The sequence below is a fragment of the Allochromatium humboldtianum genome (genome assembly GCF_013385175.1).
GTDB lineage: Bacteria > Pseudomonadota > Gammaproteobacteria > Chromatiales > Chromatiaceae > Thermochromatium > Thermochromatium humboldtianum.
Genome location: NZ_JABZEO010000069.1, coordinates 1 through 522 on the forward strand (window position 1 = coordinate 1; position 522 = coordinate 522).

Annotated in this window: 1 protein-coding gene; it reads left to right on the forward strand. The window is 63.8% G+C overall.

From position 1 onward, the window contains the following. On the forward strand, positions 1-522 hold a 522-nt coding region (locus HW932_RS21525; RefSeq protein WP_484476991.1), incomplete at both ends, for an O-linked N-acetylglucosamine transferase family protein.

Sequence of the window (522 nt, forward strand, 5' to 3'; positions counted from 1 at the left end):
CGGCGGATACACGCGGACGGCATCCACATTCTGGTTGATCTGGCGGGGCACACGGCGCACAACCGGCTGCCGGTGTTTGCCTGGAAGCCGGCACCGGTGCAGGTAAGCTGGTTGGGCTACTTCGCCACCACAGGCGTTGCGCAGATGGACTACCTGCTGGCCGATGAGGTCGGTGTGCCAGCGGCGCAGCAGAACCAGTTCACGGAGAAGATCTGGTACCTGCCCGAGACGCGGCTGTGCTTCACGCCGCCGGAGAATGCACCAGCCGTCGCGCCGGCACCGAGTTTGGCGAAGGATAGTATCACCTTTGGCTGCTTCCAGAATCTGGCCAAGATAGGCGATGCGGTGCTGGTGCAGTGGCAGCGGATACTGGATGCCGTGCCAGAAGCGCGGCTACGGTTGCAGAACAAACCGCTGGGCGATGCGGTGGTCAGGGAGCGCTTCACGGAACGCCTCAAGCAACACGGCATTGACCCAGGGCGGGTGGAACTGCACGGCAACGCACCACGCGACCAGTACCTG